The 20238-nt window shown below is 48.8% G+C and carries 18 protein-coding genes and 2 CRISPR repeat arrays; of the genes, 7 read left to right on the top strand and 11 right to left on the bottom strand.

Features of this window, described 5'->3' with window-relative positions; translation table 11 throughout:
- The first annotated feature begins 94 nt into the window (after nucleotides 1–94).
- From EXW96_RS14230 to EXW96_RS14240, 3 genes are all read left to right on the top strand, one after another.
- Entirely contained in the window at nucleotides 95–1903 is a 1809-nt protein-coding gene (locus tag EXW96_RS14230) for a DEAD/DEAH box helicase (RefSeq protein WP_062407262.1), read from the top strand.
- A gap of 2 nt (nucleotides 1904–1905) precedes the next feature.
- A complete protein-coding gene (locus EXW96_RS14235; protein ID WP_054818004.1) occupies nucleotides 1906–2883 on the top strand; it encodes a YqhG family protein in 978 nt (325 codons plus the stop codon).
- Between the two features lie 167 nt (nucleotides 2884–3050).
- Nucleotides 3051–3986, top strand: a complete 936-nt coding sequence (locus tag EXW96_RS14240) for a hypothetical protein (protein WP_174350813.1) — start codon at nucleotides 3051–3053, stop codon at nucleotides 3984–3986.
- Between the two features lie 225 nt (nucleotides 3987–4211).
- On the opposite strand, the gene EXW96_RS14245 is transcribed toward EXW96_RS14240, so the two are convergent.
- Complete coding sequence (locus tag EXW96_RS14245; protein WP_074727926.1) at nucleotides 4212–4406, bottom strand: YqzE family protein; 195 nt, start codon at nucleotides 4404–4406, stop codon at nucleotides 4212–4214.
- Nucleotides 4407–4480: 74 nt separating this feature from the next.
- The gene (gene argS, locus EXW96_RS14250) at nucleotides 4481–6196 is read right to left on the bottom strand and encodes an arginine--tRNA ligase (protein ID WP_174350814.1); all 1716 of its coding nucleotides are present in this window, start codon (nucleotides 6194–6196) and stop codon (nucleotides 4481–4483) included.
- A gap of 290 nt (nucleotides 6197–6486) precedes the next feature.
- On the opposite strand from argS, the gene EXW96_RS14255 reads away from it, so the two are divergent.
- A complete protein-coding gene (locus EXW96_RS14255; RefSeq protein ID WP_062407254.1) occupies nucleotides 6487–6927 on the top strand; it encodes an Hsp20/alpha crystallin family protein in 441 nt (146 codons plus the stop codon).
- Between the two features lie 56 nt (nucleotides 6928–6983).
- Here EXW96_RS14255 and EXW96_RS14260 read toward each other — a convergent pair whose 3' ends face one another.
- From EXW96_RS14260 to EXW96_RS14290, 7 genes are all read right to left on the bottom strand, one after another.
- Complete coding sequence (locus EXW96_RS14260) at nucleotides 6984–7469, bottom strand: GNAT family N-acetyltransferase (RefSeq protein ID WP_074727921.1); 486 nt, start codon at nucleotides 7467–7469, stop codon at nucleotides 6984–6986.
- Nucleotides 7470–7582: 113 nt separating this feature from the next.
- On the bottom strand, nucleotides 7583–7783 hold the full coding sequence (locus tag EXW96_RS14265; protein ID WP_174350815.1) for a hypothetical protein: 201 nt from the start codon (nucleotides 7781–7783) through the stop codon (nucleotides 7583–7585).
- A 31-nt stretch (nucleotides 7784–7814) separates the two neighbouring features.
- Nucleotides 7815–8318 carry a 3-phenylpropionate/cinnamic acid dioxygenase subunit beta gene (locus tag EXW96_RS14270; protein WP_174350816.1) on the bottom strand — a complete coding sequence of 168 codons (504 nt, stop codon included), beginning with the start codon at nucleotides 8316–8318 and terminating at the stop codon, nucleotides 7815–7817.
- Nucleotides 8311–9597, bottom strand: a complete 1287-nt coding sequence (locus tag EXW96_RS14275) for an aromatic ring-hydroxylating oxygenase subunit alpha (protein WP_375256451.1) — start codon at nucleotides 9595–9597, stop codon at nucleotides 8311–8313. The genes EXW96_RS14270 and EXW96_RS14275 overlap by 8 nt, the downstream gene beginning before the upstream one ends.
- Before the next feature lie 58 nt (nucleotides 9598–9655).
- A complete protein-coding gene (locus EXW96_RS14280) occupies nucleotides 9656–10354 on the bottom strand; it encodes a GntR family transcriptional regulator (protein ID WP_062407241.1) in 699 nt (232 codons plus the stop codon).
- Nucleotides 10344–11189: an alpha/beta fold hydrolase gene (locus EXW96_RS14285; protein ID WP_054818009.1), complete on the bottom strand. Its 846-nt coding sequence runs from the start codon at nucleotides 11187–11189 to the stop codon at nucleotides 10344–10346. Before EXW96_RS14285 ends, EXW96_RS14280 begins: the two co-directional genes overlap by 11 nt.
- A gap of 50 nt (nucleotides 11190–11239) precedes the next feature.
- Nucleotides 11240–12202, bottom strand: coding sequence for a VOC family protein (locus EXW96_RS14290; RefSeq protein WP_062407240.1), 963 nt, complete (start codon nucleotides 12200–12202; stop codon nucleotides 11240–11242).
- A gap of 266 nt (nucleotides 12203–12468) precedes the next feature.
- On the opposite strand from EXW96_RS14290, the gene EXW96_RS14295 reads away from it, so the two are divergent.
- Entirely contained in the window at nucleotides 12469–12747 is a 279-nt protein-coding gene (locus tag EXW96_RS14295) for a hypothetical protein (protein WP_254611385.1), read from the top strand.
- A 30-nt stretch (nucleotides 12748–12777) separates the two neighbouring features.
- On the opposite strand, the gene istB is transcribed toward EXW96_RS14295, so the two are convergent.
- Together istB and istA are read right to left on the bottom strand one after the other, a co-directional pair.
- Nucleotides 12778–13530, bottom strand: coding sequence for an IS21-like element helper ATPase IstB (istB, locus tag EXW96_RS14300; protein WP_027092891.1), 753 nt, complete (start codon nucleotides 13528–13530; stop codon nucleotides 12778–12780).
- A gap of 2 nt (nucleotides 13531–13532) precedes the next feature.
- Nucleotides 13533–15086 (bottom strand): IS21 family transposase, encoded by a 1554-nt coding sequence (istA, locus tag EXW96_RS14305; protein ID WP_035156031.1) that lies wholly within the window; start codon nucleotides 15084–15086, stop codon nucleotides 13533–13535.
- Nucleotides 15087–15364: 278 nt separating this feature from the next.
- A CRISPR array of direct repeats spans nucleotides 15365–16321; the repeat unit is 32 nt; unit sequence ATTTCAATCCACGCATCCGCATGGGATGCGAC.
- 99 nt (nucleotides 16322–16420) lie between these two features.
- Here istA and EXW96_RS14310 point away from each other — a divergent pair.
- On the top strand, nucleotides 16421–16750 hold the full coding sequence (locus EXW96_RS14310; protein WP_127607655.1) for a transposase: 330 nt from the start codon (nucleotides 16421–16423) through the stop codon (nucleotides 16748–16750).
- Nucleotides 16751–16782: 32 nt separating this feature from the next.
- Nucleotides 16783–17658: an IS3 family transposase gene (locus EXW96_RS14315; RefSeq protein ID WP_164751801.1), complete on the top strand. Its 876-nt coding sequence runs from the start codon at nucleotides 16783–16785 to the stop codon at nucleotides 17656–17658.
- Nucleotides 17659–17894: 236 nt separating this feature from the next.
- Nucleotides 17895–20109: a CRISPR direct-repeat array (repeat unit 32 nt; unit sequence ATTTCAATCCACGCATCCGCATGGGATGCGAC).
- Nucleotides 20110–20238 lie beyond the last annotated feature (129 nt).

Raw genomic sequence — 20238 nt, forward strand, 5'->3', positions numbered from 1 at the left:
CGTACGGTTTGAAAGCCCCTAATTTGTACATACTAAAAATTAACTTTAGGCCTTGTCTATACTTTCTGAATCACCAAAAAAGGAGCGCGTGAGAATGCAACCAACCGAGCGAAAAGAGCACGTGCGGCAGCTGAATGAACATGTAGAGCTCCATTACGACAGAGAATGGTTTGAGCAGTTGCATGAGAGGGCGCTGCACAACGGCCCCTGGGATGACCCCGTCATGTTCAGGCTCGCCCTCGAGGCCGAGCAGGCCGGACTCATCCGCAGCTTCGACGAGCTTCAATGCCTGACCCATCTGCCGAGCCTCGTTCCGATGGAGCATCAAATCGAAACCGCCAAAAAAGTGCTGACCGAAATGCGGGGACGGGCCATTCTTGCCGATGAAGTAGGGCTTGGCAAAACCATTGAGGCGGGACTCATCCTCAAGGAGTACATGATCCGGGGCCTGGTTCAAAAAGTGCTCATTCTCGTTCCCGCTTCTTTGGTGCTGCAATGGGTCCGGGAGCTGAATCAAAAGTTCGGGATCCCCGCAGTGGCGCAAAAGAAAGAATATATGTGGGTGCAAAACGATATTGTCGTCGCCTCGATGGATACCGCTAAGCGCGATCCGCACCGGGACATCGTGCTTGGCATTGAATACGATATGCTGATCGTCGACGAAGCGCACAAGCTGAAAAACAAAAAAACAACCAACTACCGTTTTATCAACGAGCTGCGTAAAAAATACTGCCTTCTGCTGACGGCAACGCCGGTTCAGAACGATCTCAAGGAGCTGTACAACCTGATTACGCTGCTAAAGCCGGGTCAGCTTGGCGGACAAGGCAGCTTCCAGTCCAATTATGTCGTCGGCAAACGCATCCCCAAGAACGAGGACCAGCTCCAGCAGGAGCTGAGCAAGGTCATGATCCGCAACCGCCGAAGCGACGGCAACGTAAGCTTCACCAAACGGATTGTGCGCAATATTCCGCTCCAGTTATCGGACGAGGAGCAGGCGCTGTACGATGGAGTAACCGATTTCGTCAAAACACGCTATCAGGAGTCCGGGGGCGATATCGGCAGCATGCTCTCCCTGGTCACGCTGCAGCGTGAAGTATGCTCCAGCCGGGATGCCGTCTTTATTACGCTGGTCAACATGTTCAAAAAAACCGATGAAAACTCACCCCTCCGGCAGCGGATTTGGGAGCTTGTGGAGAAAATCCGCGGCGTCAAAGCCAATACGAAAGCCGAAAAGGTATTGGAGCTCATCGAGTCCATTAACGATAAAACGATTATTTTCACAGAGTACCGCGCATCCCAGGAATATTTGCTGCAGTATTTGAAGGAACATAAAATTCCGGCCGTTCCCTACCGCGGGGGGATGAACCGCGGCAAAAAGGATTGGATGATGGACTTGTTCCGGGGACGCGCCCAAGTGCTTATTGCCACGGAGGCCGGGGGAGAAGGAATCAACCTTCAATTTTGCCATCACATGATCAATTTCGATTTGCCGTGGAATCCCATGCGGGTCGAGCAGCGGATCGGCCGTGTGCACCGGCTCGGACAGAAGGAAGACGTCAAAATCTACAATTTGTCGACGCTCGGGACGATCGAAGAGCATATTCTCTCCCTGCTGCATGAGAAAATTAACATGTTTGAGCTGGTGATCGGTCAGCTGGATACGATTTTGGAACGGTTTGAGCAAAAAACATCCTTAGAGTCGCATCTGGCCAAAATGATCCTCACCTCCAACAGCAAGGACGAAATCCGCCGGCAGCTCGATGATCTGGGGCGGTCGTTCACGGTGGTGAAATCCCAGGTGGAGCAAGAATTAAACGAATCGGCAGGGCTTTCGAATCCGGTGAATTCCTCCCTGCACACGGTTAGAGTCCAGCAATACGGCAGCGGGGAGGTGCAGCCATAAGCATGAATGCGCAGGAAATCCAGTTCTACGTTTTGCGCTATTTGGAGGCCGAGCAGTGTGACATTCTCGAAAAGCATCCCGCCTACATCACCGTCAAGCTGTCCCCTTCCGCCGACAAAGCTTTAACGCAGCGGCCGTATTATTGGAGCTTTGTGGAACGGACCGGGGCCGTACCGGAAACCATGACCTGCACGTTCATTTTCGATCCCGAAGCCTATCGGGAGCTTCATCCGCAGCAGGGATCGCAAAATGTGCCGGCCGCTCCTGCGGTACAGCCTGCAGCTCAACCCGGTACGCCGCAGCCTCAAGGCGACAGTATTCTGGGCCGCTACTTCGGCTTCGTGCCCACGGTCTTCACTGCCCGCGTTCCTCGCGACGAGTTGACCTACGGCAGCCGCCGGCTCGAACAGATCTTCTCCGCCGTCCGCGGTAAAGGCCGGTTCGTGAGGCTGTTCGAGCAGTACGCGCCGGAGCAGCCCAAGCAAGCAGCGACGATCCCTTACGAAACATGGCTTGGCGTCAACTACAAAGTGGAATTCGCCTGCGACATGAAGCGCAGTGAAATCCATTCGTTGGGCATTCAGCTGCAGACCGGTGATATTATCGAGCAGTTCCATGACCGTTTAGCCGGCAAAAAGCTGACTCCGCGACTGCCTGCCCATGTCTATGTCACACCGGACCGGATCACACTCCCCCGGGCGGTGATCTATCTCGAGGATTACTTGGAAAAGAAGATGGCTGAATACGATCACCGATGGGCGCAGGAAGCGCAGCTTCGGCTCAAGGATGAAATGAACCGGGTACGTGCTTATTACGAGCCTCTGCTTCAGGATGCCGGACAGGACGACAAGGCCGAAATTGAAGCGCGGTTTACCGCCCGCCTTCAGGAAGTGGAGTGGCAGTACCGACCGCGCATTCAAATATCCGCCATAAATTGCGGTTTGTTTCATTTTCTTTCCATGCAGGAACCAAACCGGTGACGAACTTCCCCGAACTAAAACAAATTTACGGGAAACTTTTTCAGGCCAAGGCTACAGGTTCTAACAAACTTTTCAGCGCATATGCTTTAAAGTATAAGGCATATTCGCCAAGCGAGCGCATAGTGCCCAATGAACCGACTCTCAAGTGAAGCAGGTGTATGGATAAGATGAATAAGCTTCTTTACTATCTGACGTCACTGCTCCTTAGTACAAGCCTGCTTGCTGCGGCAACATTGGATTCATGGCCCGCTGACGCCGTGCAGGCAGCGCCGCAGGAGCCGGCCGTTCAGACGCTGCAGGTGCAGCCGGCCATACAGCGTGATCTTTCAGCCCCATCCCTTCAGAACGCGGTGGACCGTATCATCCGGGAGCTGGCGTCCCAACAAGGGTTCGAGCAATGGAAACAAGGCGCTTGGACAACCTATCCGCTCGGACCGGGAACACACGGATGGATTGTCATGATTACGGTGGACGGGCAGGAAGCCGGCTATCTGGTCGTTCAAGCCTCCGGACAGGATACATACCGTTTGATCGAATACGGCAAAGGCCCTTACCCGCTTTTCAGCATGCAGACGCTGTCCCGCAGTCTGGTACGGCTTGACATTATCGAATATCCTTATCACTTGGAACGTATATATTATAATCCTCTTGAGGCGCTCTGGAAGGTCACGGCACCGCAGGCGGACCGGGTTTGGTATATCGACGCCAAATCCGGCGAAGAGCTGCCGTTGACCAACGACAGCCAACTGCCCGCGGCCGATTCAGGCCTGTTGGTGAAACCGCTCCCGGTCACCGATTCGGATGCTTTGAATACTATAATAGCAGCCGGTCAAACGGAGCCTTCGGAAGCCTATGAACGGCTTCCCTGGGTGAAGAACAAGCCGGAGACGCTCGTTCGCTTCGAGCTGCTGCAGAAGTGGGTCGATCAAGGACGCAAGCCCATTTTCGCAGCCGAGCTATATGGCGGCAGGGTCCACGTGCCATTGCCTGTAACCGGTTATCAGGCTTGGTCCGGCGGCGAGAGCTACGTGGGGGTTCGACAGGATGACGATCGCTATCTCCCCCTCCATACGATTAATCCGCTTGGCGGATTTTATCCCTAACGGTTTTTCTCCTCTCTTCCTTATATAGAAAAGCTTCCGTCTCCATGGGCGGCATGGTGCATCAGTGCATCAGGTATCAGGCCGCTATGGAACCCAGAAGCTTTCTTTTTTATGTTCAGGCCATCATTCGCAGAAGAACAGCAATAGGCCTGCCTCCTTCCCGGAGACAGGCCTGCCGCCCAATTCAACTGCGCAACCCAAATGATACCATGCTGCAATCCTTACTTATCCGCGCTTTCGCCGCAGCGGCTCCATCCACATGCGAAGGACAAAAGGAAGCATGCCAAACCATCGGTACTGCCACGGTTCCCGGCCAACCTTTTTGCCGGCTTTGACTTGTTTGCGCACCTCTTTAGGGGTGTCCATATATTTTACGACCTGCTGGGTTACATATTTGACCAGTTCCTCTTTTTTCTCCATGGTTCGATCAGCCTCCTTCCCGTAGTATGGGCAAGCTGCGGCCGCGGCAAACCTTCGGTTACTTGACGGATGATTTATATTTTCTCCGGTGCTTTCAGTCCGATTAAGGAAAGGCCGTTCTTCAATGTAATGCTTACACAGCGGACCAGGGCCAGACGGGCCTGACGGAGTTCCGCGTCTTCCACTTTCAGAATCGGACATTCATGGTAGAAATGATTGAATTTTTGCGCCAGGTCCACCAAATATCGGCTGATAATGGACGGTTCCAACCGTTCCATCGCCTGCTCGATCCGCTCCTTGAACAGGTACAGTTCCCGCAATACGCCTTGGGCTTCGGCATTCGTCAGATGAGCCGCGGCCAGAGCGCCGGCGCCGGCGGCAGCCCCTCCGTCCGCTTCCGCTTTTCTCAGCACACTGCAAGCCCGCGCATGCGTATACTGAACGTAAGGACCGGTCTCCCCATCAAAATTGAGCGCCTCATCCCAGGAAAAGACGATATCTTTAATCCGGTTGTTGCTGAGGTCGTTGAAAATAATGGCGCCAACGCCAACCTCGCGCGCCACCTCATCTTTGTTCTCCATGCCCGGGTTTTTCTCATCGATGATCTCGCGCGTCTTCTCAATCGCCTTGGTCAGAAGCTCCTCAAGATTAACCACGTTGCCTTTGCGTGTAGACAGCTTCGCACCCTCCAGGCTGACTTTACCGAAAGGCACGTGAACAAGCTGCTTTGCCCAGTCATAACCCATCAGCTCAATCACCTTGAACCACTGCTTGAAGTGAAGGCTTTGTCCGGCATCCGTAACATAGATCGCTTTGTCGAAATCATATGTGTTTTTACGATAAATGGCCGCTGTAACGTCACGCGTATGGTATAGCGTGCCTCCGTCTTTCTTCACCATCAGCGCCGGAGGCATCTGATAATCGTCCAAACGGACCAGGAGAGCCCCATCGTCTTCCTCGAGCAGCTGCTTTGCTTTCAGCTCTTCCAGGACGGCCGCCATCTTGTCGTTGTAGAAGCTCTCGCCCGCATAAGAATCAAACGTAACGCCGAGCAGATCGTACATCTTCTGAAATTCTTTCAAGCTGATGTCCACGAACCAGCGCCAAAGCTTCAGCGCCTCTTCGTCTCCCTGCTCCAGCTTGACGAACCACCCGCGCGCCTCATCCTCCAGCTCCGGATGGATGTCCGCCTCATCGTGGAATTTCACATATAACCTCTGCAGCTCGCCTATGCCGTCGGCTTCTACCGCCTCCCGGTTGCCCCAAAGCTTATACGCGACGATCAGTTTGCCGAACTGCGTTCCCCAATCGCCCAGATGGTTGACGCCTACGCTGTTGTAGCCCATGAACTTGAAAATGCGATACAGCGCATTGCCGATCACGGTAGAGCGCAAATGGCCGATATGGAAGGTTTTGGCGATATTCGGCGAAGAGAAATCGATGACGACGCTGCGGCCTTGCCCGATATCTTGAGCGCCGTACCGGTCGCCCTGAGTCAGCACTTCGTTTACGACCTGCGAAGCGAACTGCTCCGGATCCAGGTATACGTTAAAATAACCGGATACCGCATCGATACGGCTGACCAAGGCATGTCCGCTCCAACCCGCTTTCAGTTCCTCGGCAATCGCCTGGGGCGCCTTTCTCAACTGCTTGCTCAGCTTAAAGCACGGCAGCGATAAATCTCCCATTTGCGGATTGGGCGGGTATTCGATAAGCTCCGCCAGCGTTTCCCGGGATACGCCCTCAAGCTTACCGGCCAATTGCTCCGCAAGCCATTGTTTATAATTCATGACAAGTCATGCTCCTTTCATTCCGTTGAACGCTGCGGCAACCGCATGGTACCCCTTGATGCAACAAAGCACCCCTTAAGGGGTGCCTCCATTCGGGGCATTATGCGAAAATTGCCAGCCTTTGCATACCATCCATTATATCGGCACGCAAAATACGAGTCAAGCGCGATTATGGCGAAAGCATGCGCTTTTATTGCCATCACTTCCCTCGCCTGCCCATGCATATCGAATCATTTTCTTCATCAAAATATATGGTGAACCTATGCTGAACTTACAGGAGGAATCATTTCATGGCTTTAGTTCCATTTGAGCCGTTCCGGCGGATTGATCATTTGAAAAAGGAAATGGACCGGTTTTTTAATGAGGGGCTGCCTGCCGCATTCGGATTTAATCAGGAATTCGGCGCACCGCGGATTGACGTTCACGAAACGGAGAATGAGGTTATCGCCCATTGCGAAATTGCCGGCCTGGACAAAAAAGAAGACGTAGACATTCAGGTCGAGCCTCATAATTTGACGATTTCCGGGACCATCAACAGGTTCAATGAAGTCAAGGAAGAGCAGTTTCACCGCAAGGAGCGTTTCACCGGACGCTTCCACCGGTCCATAGCCCTGCCCGCAGAGGTGATGGAGGAAGGAACCACGGCATCGTACAAGAACGGCATTCTTGAAGTGCGGATGCCCAAAGCGCCAAAGGAAACGCGCCGCCGGATCGACGTGCAGTTTCACTAAAGCTTGACGTTAACCAAACGGACCCCGATGCATTGGAATGGGGTCCGTTTGTTGAGCTACAGCATTTTTTGCATCAGCACCACATCCAGCAGCCGCCCGAATTTAAAGCCGACCTCCCGCATGGTGCCCACCATTTCGAATCCGAACACGCGGTGGATATGAATGCTGTTGTCGTTGCCTTCCGCGATGCGGGAGAGCACCGTATGCAATCCGGCGGTCTTCCCTTCCCGCAGAATCGCTTCCAGCATCGTCTTGCCAAGCCCATGCCCGCGGTACCCGTCCCGAATGTATAAGGAAAGCTCGGCCGTACGAGCATAGGCGAGCCGGTCTGAGTAACGGTTGAGCGACGCCCAGCCGGTTACCAGACCGTTATCCTCTGCTACAAGAACCGGATAAGATTTCCCATGCTGCTCAAACCACTGCTCCTGCTGTTCCATGGTTCTGGGAACCGTATCAAAGGTGGCCACCGTATGAAGAACCGCGTCGTTGTATATGTCCAGAATAGATGGGAGATCCGCTGCAACTGCCTGCCTTATGTTCATTTGGAGCTTTCCTTTCCTTTCAAAGGCTTTTTGACATCAGGTAACTTTTAAATAAAATCATTCCTCCTCAGAATATCATGACCCTCTGAATGAATTCCAGCCTGTTTTTACATTTAATTTTCCTTTTCCGGACCAAAGGGGTACTGCAGAAATTCACGGAAAATCTGATCCGATTGCCGCGTTAAGCTTTCCAGCTGCAGGGCATCCAAATAGATCACTCTGCCTGTTCGGCAATCTTTTATTTTCAGACGATGGGAGTTCCCATTGGAATCTATTTCAACCATAACGCTTGCAAACTCGTTTGTTATTCTCATAGATTACCCCCTGGAGCTGTGAATGAGCCTGCTAGAAAAAAATCGAAATGGCCCGCGGCAAAATTCGTTGGTCAAGAAAGATGGAACGATTGGAAATTTTCCACTTATCGCCATAACGATTCAAAGTATCCTCGCGCCGCCCCACAAAAAAACTCTCTTCATTGTCGCGCCTGGATTGGAAAATAATAAAGTTTGAAAGGACAAGCAATTTTTGATTGTTATGATTCTCTTTAATAAGAATATTCGTCACCAGTCTTCTTGTCCTCGATCTAGGTTGTTCCGCATGCGCCAATCGGGTTTGCAATCTTTCGTAGCGTTTATGCAAAAATGGCTTATCGTCCTCGATGAGATGCCATTCCTGTTTTAAAGGTGAGTGCTTCTGATCAACATCCCTTGTTTCGGTGGTTGGCATCCAATAACGGGCGTCATCTGTAAATAAATCCAACCAACCTTCAAAATCACTTTGATCCAGCAAGTGAGCTTCGTGATAAAGAAATAATTCAATCTCCTTATGAAGTTCCAAGTGGTTATTCATGGAAAATCCCTTCCTCCTTCATAAGCTTTAGCCAGTACCGATAAAAATTCCTTTGATTTTGTTCGGAATAATGCCGGCCAAGATGTCCCGGCAAACCTGGTACTTTGATTTCCCCCTCATGACGGATACCCATCGAATAATTAAAGTGATGATGCCTCGAAACGTACGGCTTGGTGGACTCTGTAATTTGTTCAAAGTTTGATCCGTCATCGGCGGCAAATAAACCGGCCGGAGCATTTTCCCGTTGTGAGAAAATTCTCGCGAATTGTTTGGCTTGATCAGGCGCCTCACTGTCATACAAACTGATCTGCCACAATTCAACTTCATCTGTTCCTTTAGGATGCCATTGGAAAATATGAATACCTCGGAAGCAGCCAAAGGTAAGAAAGGTTAGATTCGGGAATATCAGAATTTGCCCGATTTGGTGTAAATTCGCCTGCTCGGGACTAAGCCGTTCTTTAAGTCTTTGGTCAATCTGTTCAACGTACTGTTCTGCTTCAGGTCCAATTTGTTTCGCAATGGCCCGATCCAATTCCAGACCCACCCCAAAGTTGGGTATATCGCCTACGCTATGACCATGATCACAATAGGCGTTGTACTCTCCCAATTGATCATAAGGCGGCATAAAGCCAATTTTGAAAGCGGATCCATGAGTGTACAGCACGTGATAATCGTCACCAAAGTTTTCGGTGCAAATTTTCCAATTGGTTTTAATTTTTTGTTTCATGATGGGACCTGCCACTTCAAATTCGCCTAAAGCTCTTTCGAAGGCAGTGTCCAAATACCAGAGCAGATCTTTACCAAAGTACTCCTTTAGCGGGAGCGCGTTCGGGTCCCAATTGGCAAAAATAAAACCTTTATACGATTCAACCCGTGGAACGGTGATTAGACCGTTTTTCGATTTATCCAGTTCGCCGTAATATGCATATTGGAGTTCGGGTACGCCGATCAAATTTCCGTTGTTTTCAAAGGTCCAACCATGATACGGACAACGGAAAAATTTTGAGTTTCCTGCATCTACACTGCAAACCTTCATCCCCCGGTGGGGACAGGAATTTAAGAATACATGGATTTTGCCTGTACCATCCCTGGTTACGATAACCGGATCTTCAGCCATATAGTTGGTGATGTAATCGCCAGGATGTTTAATTTGGCTTTCATGGGCAACGAAAAGCCATGTCTTGGTGAAGATCTTCGCCATTTCATCCTGATAAATCTCCGGATCATAATTCACTTTACGACTAATTGAACCCGTTTCCAGATTGACATAATGATCCAACAATTTCATTTACCATTCCCCTTCCTCTTCATGCGTGAATCAGATTGGAATCATGAAATCAGCCGCTCTCCTCTTTTACGAGGTACGCTACTCTGACTACATGCTGCTCCATTAATTGTTTGGCCAGGGTGGAATTACCGTCTTTCAAACTATGGAATATCATTCGGTGCTCAAGCAACGACCGGGCCATCCGATGTTCTTTAAACACTTTATCCAGGGCGGCTGCGTACTCGAAAAAATCCCAATGTTCTTCCACCAAGCCTTGAATATAAGATAAACCCGAGGCTTCGTGAATGATCCTGTGAAAATCCCGATTCAAATTCGCATAATCGACAATGGATATTCCGGGTTCCTCCATGCGTCTAAGCACAGCATCTATCATATCCAGCTGCGTCTTCTCGATTTTGCGCGCGGCCCATTCAACCATTAATGCCTCCAACGAGCCTCGCATCAAAAGTCGTTCAAACAATTCGCTCGAGGTAGGTCTGCGGACAAAAGCTCCTACTTGTGGAATAATAGAAAGAAAGCCTTCCCGTTCCAGGCGTGAGATAGCCTCCAGTACCGGAGTACGGCTCATATTCAGCACCTGACAAATCTCGTTGACGTTGATCGCAGAGCCTATATCCCACTCACGGTCAAGAATGCGATTTTTTATATACATATAGGCATTATCTTTCTTCAGATCTGCCACTCCTTTTTCAACGGGAGTGATTGTCATGGCTATAACAAACCCAACCAGCTCTCGCTTAAAATTCACCTTTAAAGAAATCCGTCACCAGCTTTGTAAAACTCTCTTTTCGCTCCAACTGCGCCCAGTGACCGCAACGATCAAACACGTGAAGCTGTACGTTCGGTAAATGCTGCAGCATATAAACGCTGGAGTCTACGGATACAAAACGATCGTCCCTGCCATGAACAAGCAGAAACGGCATATTCATGCGCCTAAGAGCTGACGGCGGTACAATAACCTCAGCAGGCGACGTTGAAAACATCGATTCATAAGATCTGCGAACCTCTGGCCGCATGACTTCTTCAAAACGCTCCTGAACGATTTGATTTAATTTGTCGCCAATTATATTTTCGTCGTATACGAACCACTTCAGCAAATTTCCAAGCGCAGCAGGAGTCGGATCCTTATAAAAATTCAACATGCGAATCACTTCCGGCGTCGGAGTAGACGGCGCGCCGGCGCTCCCCATTAAAACCACACTCTGGAAGCGCTCAGGCGCTGTCATGACAAGATGAAGCGCGAGAGCCCCGCCCATGGAATTTCCCACCAAGTGTGCCTTGGCAATATCAAGTTCATCCATCAATGTCAGAATTTGCTCTACCCTTAGACGCATCCATCCCATCAACCCGCCTTGCGGCACAGGATCTGGATGATCCGTATTGCCGTAACCTGCCAAATCAGGAGCGACAACGCGATAAGATCCAGAAAAACCGGGAAGCACATCCCTCCAGTTGGATTCCGCAGTTACTCCTGGACCTCCGCCATGGAGAAAGATGACCGTCTCGGAGTTCTGTTCTCCCGACTCACAAAGATAAGTTGAGTATGAACCCGTCTTTATTTTGCGTATATTCATGTTTACCATGTTCGTTTTCCTCTCTCCTCAATAATAGTCATCATCGGAAATGATTAAACTTAAGCCTCCGTTGTTTCATCCATGGCATGACCATGACCCGGAGTATATTCCGGCCCCCACCATTGAAGAGCCACCCCAAATTCCTCCTGTCCCCATTCAACGGGTTCCCAATCCGGATCAAAAATCAAATATCCGTTGCTGAACAATTCCACCCTGTGTCCGCTTCCGGGATCTCTCACATACGCACAGACCGCTTGGCTAATCCCATGCTTTGCCGGACCAAGGTCTATCTGAATCCCGTTTTCCCGCAGGATGTCGAGCGCTCGAAGTACGTCCTGCGCATTATCCAACCAATAGGCAATATGATGGAATCGAGCCGGAGTCTCAGGGTCATGCGCCCCCATCATCGCTACATCATGAACTAGCTGCGTAACGCTCATCCAGCCTCCGATCACCTTCCCGTTATTCAGCTTTACGTATTCGCGCATCTTAAAACCGAGCTGTTCCGACAACCATTGGTGAACCGATCCCGGGTCATGTGAAGTCCAGAGATTCACATGGTCAATTCTGCGCGGCGATATCCCGCGAGCCCATGATTTGTGCGTTTGATTCTTCAGGCCGGAACGTTCTCCTTGGGGAGCCTTCGGTTTCTCCACTTCATAATAAATCTCAAACGTGTGCTGGCTGGGGAGTTTAAATTGAATCGCTTTCCCCTGTCCGGCTTCCCGCCCCGCCTCAATCCATTGAATCTTTGTACCCGCCGCTTCTAACTGTACAGCGAATTTCTCTACATCCTCTGCTCTTTTGGCACGCCAACCTATATGGTCTACAACCGCACGATCCCCTTGCTTCAAGACAAGACTATGATGTTCGAATTCCCCGCAAGCCCGTAAATAAACTGCGCCTCCCGCACGCTCAATCTCTTCCAATCCCAACACTTCTTTAAAGAACCATAATGACTTTTGCAAATCAGGGGTAACCAATGAAACATGGCCAAGCTTTGCAATTTCCGGAACTAACATTTTAACACCGGTGATGTCAATACCTGTAAAAATATATATCCAGCGGATGCAGCCTGATATTATTCGTGTTGTCGGAGTCAAGCTAACCCCCAATGCCTCGAAGAATGCAGCGAGAAATTAAAAAGACAGAAAAAATGCTCCGCATGCCATAACCGGACGAATGCAAAGCTGTAAAATGAAGTTCCAGTTGACCGCTTTCCCTTTATAGATGGGTTGGATGCGGATGTACGCAAATAAGCCCCCCAGACAAAGTCTGAAGGGCTTATTTGTATGTATGGATGCGGACGAGAGGACAAAGCGAGTTGTGGGATCGTCTTGCGCTTCAAGCTAACGCTGCGATCCGCCAACGTATTGAACTGCAGTGCAATCTATCGCACTCGACCGCGCACAGGCTGGCGCTTACATCCAGCGGCATATGGCTTACCGCCGGTGCGGAGCATGATATCTTTTCGGATGGTGCGATCGACGAGATTTATCGTTTCTCCAGTGGTGCCGCCCGGCCAACAAGGTATGTACACACTGTTGTAACCGTCAAGCCCTTTTGAACAATTATTGCTAAGTAATATTGAACAGTTTTAGCTTGCGAAAATAGTCTGCCGGTACTTCAGACGATAGCTGTCGCCACTTAATTGGATGACCTCGCTCTTATGCAAGATCCGATCCAGGATCGCAGTGGTGATCGCCTGATCTCCCAACAGTTCACCCCAATCCTCCGGCCCTTTGTTTGAGGTGAGGATGATTGAAGTTTGACCGTACAGCTTATTCACAAACTGAAAAAACAAATTTGCTTCATTCCGGTCCATGGCCATGAACATCAAGTCATCCAATATGACCAGATCAGAGTTATGAATACGCCGGAGCTTATGCTGGGACGATCGGGAAATCTCTTGTGTCTTCAGTAAGTGAATTAAGCCATCCATCGGCACGAAGCTCACTTTGCAGCCGTTATGTAATGCCTCTACGCCCAATCCGATGGCGATGTGCGTTTTCCCTACCCCGGGAGGCCCGAGCAAGATGAGATTGTAATTCTGCTCAAGCCATAGAAGTTCCCGTAGTTGCTGAAATTGGCGTTTGCTTATGGATGGTTGTTCTTCCAAACGAAACTCATCCAGCGTCTTCACTTCAGGGAAGGACGCCCATTTATAACGTCTGGCGAGTTGCTTTTCTTCTCGTCGGACTAATTCATAACGGAGCAGCCGTTGCAAAAACTCACTGCATGTCCATTGGTGTTCTTCAGCCTCCATTAAGCTTTCATCAATGATCTGGGCCGCTTCCGTGAGGTTGAGTGTTTTTAAGCTTTGTTTCAGGTGTGTTATGGTCTCGTTCATGTTTAGCCTCCTCTCAAAATGCGCCGGTAGATCTCCACATCACGAATTTGAGGCTTGGCTTTCCATTTGGCCGGATCCACTCCGCTCAGCTGTGTAACATGGCTTCGATCCGATGACGTTTTTTCGCAAGAATTTGAGAAGTGGTTCACGGCATCAGCAAAATCCACGGCTCTGTATAATCGGTTGGCCACACAGTAACGGAGAGCCTGATCCACGGATTCTTGAAATGCCTGATCCAGCGTTTTTTGAATGAGTTGGAGCTGATCACGGGTATACCGCGGATGCAGCCGGCGAATCTCTTCCAGATAAGATGAAGCCAGATCAGGATCAGGAAACTGTCTCCTCACACTTTCAAAGTAAGCAGCAATGCCCTTCTGGCGATCTCGCCGGTGATTCGTGTTCTGGATGAGCTGGCCCCGCCTCTGTGAGCGTTCATGTTCAGCGATGATTTCACCGGTATCCACATCGTGGATTTGAAGCGTGGACTCATTGACCCGGATCCCAACTTCTTTCGAGGTGCCATCATACGTCCCGAGGGGAACGGAATACCGACTCCCTTCATACCAAATGGTGTTGTCCTTCCGCACAGTCCTTGTTATACTCGTACTAGGAGTTTGCATTTTTTCTGGGACCGGGCGAAGATGTTGCTTCTCAAGGGCGAACACTTCGGCTGGTATTTTTTTGGTCGTATGATGGATCAGCGCATTCCCTGTCCGGTCTAACCAAGCCAAGCAGTCCTCATTCAACTTATCCACGCTGATGAAGATCCGATGGCGTGCAAAATTTCGTTTGACGTATTTCACGACATTTTCGATGCGACCTTTGCTCTCGGGGTCTTGTTTTCGGCACATGTGGACATGAAAGCCTCGATGACGCACATAAACCGCAAATTCGTGGGTCAGGATTAGATTCCCGTAATTTTCACTGACGAGCAGCAGATGATCCTGATCATAAACGATTTCTTTCGTCATTCCGCCATAATATGCAAAAGCTAATTCATGAGCATCGATCACATCCTTCGTTACAAATGGCCGATCTTGCCAATGAACGAATTTCTGCCTGGAATGGGAGAGAACGAACGTCATGAACCAGCACTTGACTAGATTCCCTTGAAGGTTCTTCATTTTCGTCTCCCCGAAGTCCACCTGCATTTGTTCACCCATTGGAGGATCGGGAATGGCTTCATACTGCCTTTGCTGTACCCTCTTTGGGATCCCGTACATCTTCCGCATCATCCGGACATAGCTTCTCACGGTACTTTCCCCAACTTCAATGTCTGGATGGTGCTCTTTTAGCCAATCCCATATTTGAGCGGCAGAGAGGTCGGGGTACTCCCTCAACCACTGAATGATTCGCTGCTCATAGGGGTCTAATTTCTTTTTCCTGGTCTCCATACCTTCCATGAATTGTTTGAATTCATCTGGATTCATGCTCAAGTACTTATACACCGTGTTCCTCGAAACATTTAGTTTTCTAGCAATTTGTGAGATCCTTAATCCTTTCTCTTTCATCTGATGAATGGAGAAAAACATATGCCACCTTTCTAAGCGCTTCATACTCTTCCTCACCCATGATGATTATTCTAAGATGAATGATAGTTAGGGGAGGAAGGAGCGTAAAGTGTTCATTATTATCTAGCGATTTCTGATGTCTATATTCTAGCGGTTACAACTGTCTGATCTACGGCACCAGCAAGACAAATTACACCGTCAACCGCCGACACTACGCGTTAGCAGTAACATGAATTATACAAAAAGTGAATAGTTTTGGCTCTTCGCGCTACTGGGTGGATAACGAAGCAAATCATAGTTTCATAACCCTTCTAATCTGCGGTATTTCAATTCACGCATCCGCATGGGATGCGACGGTAGACAAGTTCAATCCGATCCAATCACGGTTAATTTCAATCCACGCATCCGCATGGGATGCGACGATTTATGTTTTTATGCTAGTGCTTGACTCGTTTTTATTTCAATCCACGCATCCGCATGGGATGCGACGCCGGCCATCAGGATCCATAAACTCTTCCGGATATTTCAATCCACGCATCCGCATGGGATGCGACGTCGGCATAGATATAAAAATCTACAATTTTACCATTTCAATCCACGCATCCGCATGGGATGCGACCCATATCAGCCTGGCGTGTTACGTAACTGTCATAATTTCAATCCACGCATCCGCATGGGATGCGACCGTAAAATTGATATAAAGCTTATAATGATCGTCAATTTCAATCCACGCATCCGCATGGGATGCGACTATTGAGTTATCACTGGCAGCTTATGCGTATCATATTTCAATCCACGCATCCGCATGGGATGCGACAAGTACAAAAAGCCAAACAAGAAGCCGAGTGTGCCATTTCAATCCACGCATCCGCATGGGATGCGACGAAACGCTTTGCAAGTGGTTTTTTATTTGCTCAAATTTCAATCCACGCATCCGCATGGGATGCGACGTGATTCTTCTTGATGTGATCCTTGAGGATTGATTATTTCAATCCACGCATCCGCATGGGATGCGACTTCCTACTTGGTTGATTGCTAAAAACAACTTATGATTTCAATCCACGCATCCGCATGGGATGCGACGTTATCATGTATTATTAAGGCATAGCCGTCAACATTTCAATCCACGCATCCGCATGGGATGCGACTTGAATGCAATAGTTATATGCCTCATCATACGTTGATTTCAATCCACGCATCCGCATGGGATGCGACATGAAAAAGGCTGATTTGCTGGCAATCAAAAAGATTTCAATCCACGCATCCGCATGGGATGCGACCCTAATTCATGTGCGTGCTGTAGCTTTTTAGCCCCCTAATGAACTTGGACAGAATAAGGTCTTTGAAGTACAATGTCCAGTGTTAGGGAGGAATGTAATATGCAACGTAAACAATACAGTCCCGAATTGAAAGAAAAAATCATTTTGGAAGCGATCGAAGTCGGCAGTCCAACTCTTGTGGCACGTAAATACGAAATCAATGCCAATATGCTTGGGAGATGGGTTCGCAAATATAAAGAGGGTAAAAAGACCTCTTCGATACCGGAAGAACATTCCGTTTCCGTATCGGAAATCACGATGGAAAATCGGCAGTTATCCCAGGAGAATGAGCAACTCAAAAAACTACTAGGCGAAAAGGATCTCGAAATTGCCATTTTACGTGATCTCATAAAAAAGAAAAACCCTCACTTGCTGACAAAATTGAAGTAGCCCGCAAATGGATTAACCTCGGATATCCGATTGTGAAAGTCCTTCGAATTGTGGGTGTAGCCCGGTCAACGTACTATTACCAGACCAGTTACAAAACAGCTGAGAAACGTGTAAGTGAGGGTAGACCGATTCCGGGCTACTCGTATACAAAGCAAGGCACTCCTGTGCCGGATGAGCAAATACAGGCTTGGCTTTTGCAGTTCATCGAAAATGAAGGGGCTTCTTATGGCTACCTTAAGCTGACGATTTTATTGCGCCGCTATTATCATCTGATCATTAATAAAAAGAAAGTATATCGGTTATGCAAGGCGATGAAGGTTCTTCGTCCTCAGCGCGTGAAGAAAATTCATTATCCAAAGCGACTGGCTCAAAACCGGACAGTTACTGCATCCAACCAGTTGTGGGAAGCCGATCTGAAGTACGGCTTCATTACAGGGGAACAACGTTTTTTCTTCATCTTGTCGATTATAGATGTCTATGATCGTTCCATCATCGATTACCATATCGGATTACGCTGTGAGGGCAAAGATGCCGTTCAAACGTTAAAGCAGGCTTTATGGAAAAGAAAACACTATGCGACCGATCAGAAGCCGGTCATCCGTACAGATAACGGTCCTCAGTTTACGTCTTACGCCTTTCAACGCGCTTGTGAAGAGCTCGGCATCGAACACGAGCGTATTCCGAACCGAACGCCCAACATGAATGCGCATATCGAGGCCTTCCATCGCATCTTGCAAGACGAATGTTTGTCCAAGCACGAATTTGAAACGTATGCCGAAGCTTATGAAGAAGTGGCAAAGTTTATTCGCTTTTACAACGAAACCCGTATTCATTCCGGTATCCATTTTCTATCGCCACATGAATTTTACAAGAGAAAAGAACTGATTATTCCATCGATTCACCTGTAATGCAGGGAGCTTGGCCGTCAGGCGAACCATTGACATGGAGTGGCGGCGGATGATAGGCTCATTTGCCTTGCGAAAACTTGTAGGCTTCGCCCTTTCGCAAAGAATCCATCCGCCGCGGAGGCTCCGAGTCAATGGCAAGCGGTGGAACTTTTTAAGCAATGAAAAACGAAGAATGAGCTTATTTTCGTGAGCATCTGTCCAAACTTAAGGGGTTAATCCGGTAGGTTTTTACATTCATTTCAATCCACGCATCCGCATGGGATGCGACGGCGGGTGTTGTTGTAGCCGACAAGCGCTCTGTATTTCAATCCACGCATCCGCATGGGATGCGACTCCTCGGCTTGTTCAAGGGCTAGCTCGACTGCAGAATTTCAATCCACGCATCCGCATGGGATGCGACGTTAGACTATTTCCGAGGTTGAAAATATGCAAATTTCAATCCACGCATCCGCATGGGATGCGACGACGGAGCGGTATGTTTTGACGAAGAATTAATAATTTCAATCCACGCATCCGCATGGGATGCGACATAAATCCGAAGAGATTTTTGATCAATTTAAAGAATTTCAATCCACGCATCCGCATGGGATGCGACTATAACAGGTAATACATAACAATATGGAGGCCATATTTCAATCCACGCATCCGCATGGGATGCGACGTTACATTAGCAAATACGTTGATCATATCAAGGATTTCAATCCACGCATCCGCATGGGATGCGACACCAGGAAGACTCACGTTACAGTCAAAAGCAGGAGATTTCAATCCACGCATCCGCATGGGATGCGACGTACAAGGTTAAGGAATACATAAAACAAGCGTACTATTTCAATCCACGCATCCGCATGGGATGCGACGATCAAAAATCTCTTCGGATTTATAGTGAGTCACATTTCAATCCACGCATCCGCATGGGATGCGACAATACTTGCCGCATACTTTAATGTTGATCTAATATTTCAATCCACGCATCCGCATGGGATGCGACATTTGCTGATGTTTGAGCATTATTGGTTTCAGTTTATTTCAATCCACGCATCCGCATGGGATGCGACAGTTTTCACAGATTAAGTGGTGCAGGAGCCGGAAATTTCAATCCACGCATCCGCATGGGATGCGACAGTACGATGGCGGCTTCTTTCGCCTTAATAAGTGAATTTCAATCCACGCATCCGCATGGGATGCGACCATCTGGGAGAGAGTTGGATGTGCTGGTGGCTGAATTTCAATCCACGCATCCGCATGGGATGCGACGCCTCAAGCCCAATGCGATTGACGCGCAAGCTGAATTTCAATCCACGCATCCGCATGGGATGCGACTGGAACCGCTGATTTTGGCCGTGAGCAAAGAGGATATTTCAATCCACGCATCCGCATGGGATGCGACGACTTTCGATAGTCCTCATAACACTAAAATTTTAATTTCAATCCACGCATCCGCATGGGATGCGACGTTGCAGGATATGGAGCAACAGAAACCGCGTCTGATTTCAATCCACGCATCCGCATGGGATGCGACTACATCTTCCATGAGCTGTATAAGGTCAATTTGTCATTTCAATCCACGCATCCGCATGGGATGCGACGAAGCGGTACATGCAGCTCATATCACGCGTAGGTGATTTCAATCCACGCATCCGCATGGGATGCGACGTAAAGACACATACAAACCATATTACAGCGAACAATTTCAATCCACGCATCCGCATGGGATGCGACCTAATAACGGAAATAACGGTATCCTCGTAAGGTATTTCAATCCACGCATCCGCATGGGATGCGACAGGCAGGGGACTTGAAACTTTCCGAGAGCGTAGCATTTCAATCCACGCATCCGCATGGGATGCGACGGTTATAAAAATATTAAAACTTGACGGTATAAAGATTTCAATCCACGCATCCGCATGGGATGCGACGCGAACCAACAAAGCCGAAAACACTATATAAAATTATTTCAATCCACGCATCCGCATGGGATGCGACTCGTTTCTTTCGTGCGTAGATACGTGACGAACCGCTATTTCAATCCACGCATCCGCATGGGATGCGACGCGGAGCTCGAAACGTTTGCCAGCCGCTTGAACATTTCAATCCACGCATCCGCATGGGATGCGACTTCAAAGCACTGAATCTATTTCAATCCCTGCAAATATTTCAATCCACGCATCCGCATGGGATGCGACGAGTCAAGATTAAGAACAACAAACGGATATCTTATTTCAATCCACGCATCCGCATGGGATGCGACAGCTTCATTTGGATTTTACTTTGAAGGCTTTGACATTTCAATCCACGCATCCGCATGGGATGCGACACCAGTTAAATCCGCCGCCGACAAAGACAGTATTATTTCAATCCACGCATCCGCATGGGATGCGACGCCCAAGGTCGCTGCTCAACTAACAGGCAGTATAACATTTCAATCCACGCATCCGCATGGGATGCGACAGCGATTTTTGATTCAAATATGCCTGAAACTCCATTTTTATGATCAAAAATACGCGTAAATCAATGAATTTCTGAAATGATATGGATAAAACTGTAAACAAAATGGGGGTTTTAACCATTTTCCCGGTG

The organism is Paenibacillus sp. JMULE4 (genome assembly GCF_013337105.1).
GTDB classification, from domain to species: Bacteria; Bacillota; Bacilli; order Paenibacillales; family NBRC-103111; genus Paenibacillus_G; species Paenibacillus_G naphthalenovorans.

What these genes read in the sequence shown, in the direction of transcription:
- EXW96_RS14285 (WP_054818009.1), bottom strand. Translation starts at nt 11,189, where the DNA reads ATGGTAAACATGAATATACGCAAAATAAAGACGGGTTCATACTCAACT.
- EXW96_RS14310 (WP_127607655.1), top strand. Translation starts at nt 16,421, where the DNA reads ATGCAACGTAAACAATACAGTCCCGAATTGAAAGAAAAAATCATTTTG.
- istA (WP_035156031.1), bottom strand. Translation starts at nt 15,086, where the DNA reads ATGAAGCGCTTAGAAAGGTGGCATATGTTTTTCTCCATTCATCAGATG.
- EXW96_RS14235 (WP_054818004.1), top strand. Translation starts at nt 1,906, where the DNA reads ATGAATGCGCAGGAAATCCAGTTCTACGTTTTGCGCTATTTGGAGGCC.
- EXW96_RS14260 (WP_074727921.1), bottom strand. Translation starts at nt 7,469, where the DNA reads ATGAACATAAGGCAGGCAGTTGCAGCGGATCTCCCATCTATTCTGGAC.
- EXW96_RS14290 (WP_062407240.1), bottom strand. Translation starts at nt 12,202, where the DNA reads ATGTTAGTTCCGGAAATTGCAAAGCTTGGCCATGTTTCATTGGTTACC.
- EXW96_RS14230 (WP_062407262.1), top strand. Translation starts at nt 95, where the DNA reads ATGCAACCAACCGAGCGAAAAGAGCACGTGCGGCAGCTGAATGAACAT.
- EXW96_RS14270 (WP_174350816.1), bottom strand. Translation starts at nt 8,318, where the DNA reads ATGAATAACCACTTGGAACTTCATAAGGAGATTGAATTATTTCTTTAT.
- EXW96_RS14255 (WP_062407254.1), top strand. Translation starts at nt 6,487, where the DNA reads ATGGCTTTAGTTCCATTTGAGCCGTTCCGGCGGATTGATCATTTGAAA.
- istB (WP_027092891.1), bottom strand. Translation starts at nt 13,530, where the DNA reads ATGAACGAGACCATAACACACCTGAAACAAAGCTTAAAAACACTCAAC.
- EXW96_RS14265 (WP_174350815.1), bottom strand. Translation starts at nt 7,783, where the DNA reads ATGAGAATAACAAACGAGTTTGCAAGCGTTATGGTTGAAATAGATTCC.
- EXW96_RS14240 (WP_174350813.1), top strand. Translation starts at nt 3,051, where the DNA reads ATGAATAAGCTTCTTTACTATCTGACGTCACTGCTCCTTAGTACAAGC.
- EXW96_RS14245 (WP_074727926.1), bottom strand. Translation starts at nt 4,406, where the DNA reads ATGGAGAAAAAAGAGGAACTGGTCAAATATGTAACCCAGCAGGTCGTA.
- argS (WP_174350814.1), bottom strand. Translation starts at nt 6,196, where the DNA reads ATGAATTATAAACAATGGCTTGCGGAGCAATTGGCCGGTAAGCTTGAG.